The organism is Actinomadura sp. 6K520 (genome assembly GCF_004349245.1).
Taxonomy (GTDB): domain Bacteria; phylum Actinomycetota; class Actinomycetes; order Streptosporangiales; family Streptosporangiaceae; genus Spirillospora.
Map to the genome: position 1 here is coordinate 1 of NZ_SMLC01000299.1, position 5421 is coordinate 5421.

Sequence of the window (5421 nt, forward strand, 5' to 3'; positions counted from 1 at the left end):
GGGGTACGCCAGGCCCGGGGGCTCGCCGCGGACGGGCCGCTGGCGAGCCGCAGCGCGTGCTCGACCAGCGCGACCAGCACCTGCTTCGCCGACACCGTCTGCCGCGCGTCGCACAGCAGCACGGGCACGTGCGGATCGATGTCCAGCGCCATCCTGATCTCCGGCGGGTCGTAGCGGTCGGCGTCGTCGAAGCAGTTGACGGCGACGACGAACGGCGTGCCCTTCTGCTCGAAGTAGTCGATCGAGGCGAAGCTCGCCATCAGCCGCCGCGTGTCGGCCAGCACGACCGCGCCGAGCGCCCCGCGCGACAGCTCGTTCCACATGAACCAGAACCGCTCCTGGCCCGGCGTCCCGAACAGGTAGATCGCGACGCCGTCGCGCAGCGTGATCCGGCCGAAGTCCATGGCCACGGTCGTGGTGGTCTTGGACCCGAGCCCGTCGAGGTCGTCGACGCCGATACTCGCGTCGGTCAGCGCCTCCTCCGTCCGCAGCGGGCGGATCTCGCTGACCGCGCCGACCATCGTCGTCTTCCCGACACCGAACCCGCCGGCGACGAGGATCTTCAACGCGACCCGCGGACCGTCCGCCCGGTCGTCATGTCCCTCCCCCACATCGGTGGCGTCGGGCGGGGGATCAGAGCGCGCGGAGTTCATCGAGAACCCTCCTGAGCAGGTTCTGGTCGGTGTGCGGCTGGACGTACGGCTGGCCGGCCGGCGTGGACCACCGCTGGACGTCCACGAGGCCGGAGTCGAGCAGGTCGCCGACCAGGACCCGGATCACGCCGAGGGGCAGGTCCAGGTCCGAGGCGAGGTCGGCGAGGGCGTGGGGGCGGCGGCAGAGGGCGAGCAGGCGGCGCTGCTGGCGCGACAGCCGGCCGGGTTCGGCGGGCCGCCGGCCGGTCGCGACGAGGATCGCCACGATGTCCAGCGGCTCGCCGCTCGGCTGGGTGCGGCCGCGCGTCACCGCGTAGGGGCGGACGATGGGCCCGGCGGCGGCGTCCAGCCACCGTTCCCGGCCCGGCCCCCTGGGGGCGCCGGGCGTTTCGCTCGGGTCCATCGCGGGTCACCTGTGTCCGGGGCCGGGCCCGCCCTGCCGGAGACCGGTGGACAGCTGCCTCCCGACCCGCTTGACCAGCATCGTCATCTCGTAGGCGACGAGGCCCGCGTTGGCGCCGACCTCGCTGATCAGGGCCAGGCAGCTGTTGGCCCCCGCCGGGACGACGAAGAACAGGCCGTTCTCCATCTCGACGAGCGTCTGCCGGATCTCGCCGGACTCCAGTTGCGGCTTGGCGCCGATCGCAAGGCTGTGGAATCCGGCGGCGAGGGCCGCCAGATACTCGGCGTCCTCGCGGCCGACGCCCCGGGACATGCCCATGACGAGCCCGTCCCGCGACAGCACGACGACCTTGCGGATCTGCGGCACCCGGTCGACGAGATCGTCGAGGAGAAAGTTCAGCTCGGCCGCGACTCCCTGCTGGGTCATGATCTTCCCTCCATGGCGTCCCCGGGTCCCTCGTCCTCGTCCCTGCCGCGGAGCCAGCCCGCCTGCAGGGAGGCGAACAGGTCACGGGACGCCTCCGCTGAACGTTCCTCCCAGGCGGCGACGGCGTCGTCCTGGGCCGATGGCGCGGCGAACGGCTGCTCGTCGCGGAGTTGCGGCGCCAGGTTCCCGCCGCGGACGCGGCGCGGAAGCGGGGCGCGCCCGCCGCCCGCCTGCGCCTGGGCCTCGCCGAAGGACGCGGGCGCGCCGTACCCCTGGGCGTACTGCTGGGGCCCCGTCTGCCGGAACTGGCGCGTGGCGTCGAAGGCGGCGCCGGTGTCCCCGTACTGCGCCGGGCCGTACGCGGACGACGGCGGGGTCCCGTACGACGGCGGGGTCTCGGTCCCGTCGTACGACGGCTTGTCCTGGAAGGACGCCGGTGCGTTGAACCCCACCGTCGCGTCGTAGCCCGGCCGGTCCGAGGAGGACGCCGGAGTGTCGGGTGGCGCGGTGCCCTGCGCCTGCGCCGCGTCGTGCGCGGGGTCGTAGGCCGGCGCGGACGTGTCCCACGAGGGGGTGGAGTTGTCCCAGATCGTGGGGGACGTGTCGTCGGCCGGTGCGGACGTGTCGAACGGCGTCGGCGCGTTGAGCATCGCCGTGGACGAGGACGACGACGGTGTCGGCCACGCCTTCGCCGCCCCGTTCGCGGGCGCGGCGCCGTTCTCCTGGATCGGCCTGGCCCGTGCGACGGGGACGTCGCCCGCGACGGCGCCGTCCTCGTCGTCGGGCTGGTCGACGTCCACGATGAGGCGGCGCGGGATCAGCACGACCGCGCTGACGCCCCCGTACAGGGACGGCTGCAGCGCGACCCTGATGCCGTGTCGGCCGGCGAGCCGGGAGACGACGAACAGGCCGAGCCGGTCGGTGACGGCCAGGTCGAACTCGGGCGGCCGGGAGAGCCGCAGATTGAGCGCGTCCAGTTCGGCCTGGTCGAGCCCGATGCCGCGGTCGATGATGTCGACGGCGAACCCGTTGGCGCCCATCTCGCCGCGGACCAGCACCTCGGTGGGCGCGGGCGAGAACACCGTGGCGTTCTCGATCAGCTCGGCGAGCAGGTGGATGATGTCGGCCACGGCCTCGCCGATCACGGCGGCCTGCCCGGACACGACGACGATCTCGACGCGCTTGTAGTCCTCGACCTCGGAGATCGCGGCGCGCAGCACGTCCTCGACGTGCACCGGCCGGCTCCAGCCCCGGCCGGGGGACGTCCCGGACAGGATGACCAGGCCCTCCGCGTGCCGGCGCATGCGGGTGGTGAGGTGGTCGAGGCGGAACAGGTCTTCGAGCGCCTTCGGGTCGGACGCGCTGCGCTCCATCTCGTCCAGCATGCGCAGCTGGCGGTGCAGCAGCGACTGGCTCCGCCACGCGACGTTGAGGAACACGCGGCTGATGCCCTGCCGCAGGTACGCCTCGCGGACGGCGGTGTCGATCGCGGTGTGCTGCACCTTCGTGAACGCGTCGCCGACCCTCGCGACCTCGCGGGTCTTGCCGATGACGAGCGGCGGCGCCTCGGCTTCGACGTCGACCTCCTCGCCGCGTCTCAGCCGGGCGACGACGCTGGGCAGCCGGTCCTCGGCGAGCCGCAGCGCGGCGCGCTGCAGGCCGCGCAGTTCCCGGGACAGGCTCCGCGCCGCCAGCAGCGACAGGATGATCGACCCGATCACCGCGAGCAGCCCGAACCCGCCCGCGAGGACGAGCCGCATGATGATCTGCTCGCCGATCGGCTCGGCCATCTCGTTGAGCGCCAGGCTCGCCTGGGTGACCTGCTGCGCCCACGCCTCCGACAGCAGCTGGGTCGTGGCCTGCCACTGCGCCGCCTCGGCGGGCAGCCGGTCGTCGCGGACCTGGACGATCGCCGTCTCGGCCGCGCGGAACCGCTTGTACTCCTCGGACGCGGCGAGTTTCTCCAGCGGCCCGCGGAGCTCGTCGTTGAGGTCGGCGAGGCCCGCCTCGAACTGCCGCCGCCCTTCCGCCGCCCACTGCACGAACGCGGTGTGCTCGGCCGGGGTGAGCCGCCCGTTGCGCGCCATCGCGGCGGTGACGAGCGAGTCCTCGCGGAGCATGTTGGCGCGGGCGTTGCCGATGCTGATCAGCGCGCGGCCCTGCGTGACGATGGCGACGTCGTTGACCGTCACCAGGCCGTTGAAGACCTTGATGACCTCGTCGAGGACGGCGCTGTAGGAGTTGATGACCTTCAGCGGCTCGACGTCGCCGGAGTCGACCTCGGCGCGCAGCTCCGGCAGCGTGTCCAGCGCCTTCAGGGCGGTGGCGAGCCGCTCCTTCGTCTCGGGTTCGGCGGCGTCGCGGGCCTCGGGCGACAGCGCGGTCGAGCGGAACGACCTCTCGATGCCGGTGACGCGCTGCCGCAGCCCGGCGAGTTTCTGCTGTGCCTCGGCGTCGCCGGTGGCGAGCGCCACGACGCTGAGCGAACGCTCCGCCTGGAGGTGGTTCACCAGGTAGATGCCCGGCAACCCCACCTTGTCGTACGTGGTGGAGAAGTCGTACTTGTCGAACGCGTCACCGAGGGTGATGTTCGCGGCGAACGCCCACAGCGTGATGAGGGACACCAGCGGCACCAGCAGCAGGGCCGTGATCCGCAGGCGGATGGACCGCCTGCGGCGTCCCTTGCGGCCAGGCGCGTGGTCCGGGGGCTTGCTTTTCGCGGCGGCCGCGTGTGGGTCCGCCTGCCGACCTTCGGCGACCATTCAGATCACAACCTCATGCGGGGAACCGGACCGCGGTTTCCGGCCCGTGCTCGGTCACTTCGTCTTCGTCTGCGCTCGCGCATGCGCGTTTCCGGGCATGCGCTCGCCGCTCGTGCGGTGCTCGTGCTCGTCTCGTGCCGTGCTCGTGCCGTGCTCGTGCTCGGTCCCGCGCCGGCCCCGCGGGCACGGTTCAGGACCGCGCCTCGTCCAGGGCCGCGCGGGCCACCAGCCCGCGCAGCCGGCTCGTGATCATCGAGACCGCCTGCGCGTGCCCGCGCACCGCCTTGTCGCGCGTCGTGTACTGCCCGATGTCGGCGTGCATCGTGGTGTCGGACACGATCGTCTGCCACAGCAGCGGCCGCCCGTTGGCGGCCAGCCCGAGGTCGATCACGGTGAACCAGGTCGAGACGACCACCGTGACGGCGCCGACGCGGATGACGTCCTGCGCGAGCAGGCGTCCTCGCACGTCCAGCAGCAGCCGCTGGGCCTCCTCGGCCGTGGCGCGACTCCCGTCCGAGCGGTAGTAGTCACCGGACATGGCGCGCCTCCCATCGCTGAACCGGGGATCTGCGAGGGGACGGCTCAGTGCCCGGGGTGTTCGTCCCGTGGCCAGGCCCGCACTTCGCACCAGACCGACTTGCCGGACGGTGTGTGGTCGGTGCCGTGCCGTTCCGCCAGGACCGCGACGAGGAACCAGCCCCGTCCCGTCTCCTCCATGAGGTCGACGGGACGCGGCCGCGGCACCGCGGCGCTCTCGTCGTGGACCTCGATGCGGAGCCGGGTGCCCGTGCGAAGCAGTTTCAGGCACAGTGCGGAGCCGGGGACCGGCGCGTGCCGGACGGCGTTGGTGACGAGTTCGGAGACCAGGACCTCGGCGTCGTCGGCGATGTGGCCGACGCCGGAGACGGTACTGACCGACCGGCCGAAGCGCCGCGCATGGGGCACGGACTCCCGTTCGGCGGGCAGGGTCAGCTCGCCCAGCAGTGACGGGGTGGTCTCGTCGAGTGTGCGGAGGTCGTGGGTGGCCGTCGTTCCGTGGGTCGGGGTGCCGTTGGATGGGGCCGGGGCCAGGGTGCTAGGGAGTTCGATGGTGTGGTGATCGCCCGACATGATGGACGCCTCCTTGACTAAGGCGTGTTGTCCCGATCCAGCCCTGCCGGGGTGCGGGGCTGGGGAG

At 72.6% G+C, this 5421-nt stretch carries 6 protein-coding genes; all 6 read right to left on the bottom strand.

Going from position 1 to position 5421, the window contains the following annotated elements; all coding sequences use genetic code 11:
* On the bottom strand, nucleotides 1–653 hold a 653-nt coding region (locus tag E1289_RS36235), incomplete at its 3' end, for an ATP/GTP-binding protein (RefSeq protein WP_131988483.1).
* Nucleotides 634–1056 (bottom strand): DUF742 domain-containing protein, encoded by a 423-nt coding sequence (locus E1289_RS36240; protein ID WP_131988485.1) that lies wholly within the window; start codon nucleotides 1054–1056, stop codon nucleotides 634–636. The genes E1289_RS36235 and E1289_RS36240, both read right to left, overlap by 20 nt.
* A gap of 6 nt (nucleotides 1057–1062) precedes the next feature.
* Nucleotides 1063–1482 carry a roadblock/LC7 domain-containing protein gene (locus tag E1289_RS36245; RefSeq protein WP_131988487.1) on the bottom strand — a complete coding sequence of 140 codons (420 nt, stop codon included), beginning with the start codon at nucleotides 1480–1482 and terminating at the stop codon, nucleotides 1063–1065.
* The gene (locus tag E1289_RS36250) at nucleotides 1479–4244 is read right to left on the bottom strand and encodes a nitrate- and nitrite sensing domain-containing protein (protein ID WP_131988489.1); all 2766 of its coding nucleotides are present in this window, start codon (nucleotides 4242–4244) and stop codon (nucleotides 1479–1481) included. The genes E1289_RS36245 and E1289_RS36250 overlap by 4 nt, the downstream gene beginning before the upstream one ends.
* A 190-nt stretch (nucleotides 4245–4434) precedes the next feature.
* Entirely contained in the window at nucleotides 4435–4782 is a 348-nt protein-coding gene (locus E1289_RS36255) for a hypothetical protein (RefSeq protein ID WP_131988491.1), read from the bottom strand.
* 44 nt (nucleotides 4783–4826) lie between these two features.
* Nucleotides 4827–5354, bottom strand: a complete 528-nt coding sequence (locus tag E1289_RS36260; protein WP_131988493.1) for an ATP-binding protein — start codon at nucleotides 5352–5354, stop codon at nucleotides 4827–4829.
* Nucleotides 5355–5421 lie beyond the last annotated feature (67 nt).

Coding starts and splice junctions, on each gene's coding strand:
- E1289_RS36240 (WP_131988485.1), bottom strand. CDS start 1,056: ATGGACCCGAGCGAAACGCCCGGCGCCCCCAGGGGGCCGGGCCGGGAA.
- E1289_RS36255 (WP_131988491.1), bottom strand. CDS start 4,782: ATGTCCGGTGACTACTACCGCTCGGACGGGAGTCGCGCCACGGCCGAG.
- E1289_RS36260 (WP_131988493.1), bottom strand. CDS start 5,354: ATGTCGGGCGATCACCACACCATCGAACTCCCTAGCACCCTGGCCCCG.
- E1289_RS36245 (WP_131988487.1), bottom strand. CDS start 1,482: ATGACCCAGCAGGGAGTCGCGGCCGAGCTGAACTTTCTCCTCGACGAT.
- E1289_RS36250 (WP_131988489.1), bottom strand. CDS start 4,244: ATGGTCGCCGAAGGTCGGCAGGCGGACCCACACGCGGCCGCCGCGAAA.